A 288-nucleotide genomic window follows, 5' to 3' on the forward strand; every position below is an offset into this window, starting at 1 on the left:
ATTTAAGACCGGTGCTTTTCATGCCGCGATTGGCGCTGAGACACCCATCATTCCTATTGTATGTAGCACGACTCAAGATAAGGTAAAACTGAATCGTTGGAATAACGGTCACGTTATTATTGAGATGCTACCACCAGTGGATACATCACAATACAGTAAGTCTAATGTGCGTGAGCTTGCAGAGCTTTGTCGTAGTCAGATGGAAGCGAAGCTGAAAGACTTGGATGAAGAAGTCGACGCAAGAAATGCCGCTGACGGCGTGAAAAACTAAACAAGAAAAAAGGGAGC

General features: G+C 44.4%; 1 pseudogene. It reads left to right on the forward strand.

Annotated elements, in window-relative coordinates:
• A pseudogene (locus AB4585_RS27350) lies at window positions 1-271 on the forward strand (1-acyl-sn-glycerol-3-phosphate acyltransferase); the annotation flags it as partial.
• Between the last annotated feature and the right edge of the window lie 17 nt (window positions 272-288).

The sequence above is a fragment of the Vibrio sp. 10N.222.49.C9 genome (assembly GCF_041474985.1).
GTDB classification, from domain to species: Bacteria; Pseudomonadota; Gammaproteobacteria; order Enterobacterales; family Vibrionaceae; genus Vibrio; species Vibrio crassostreae_C.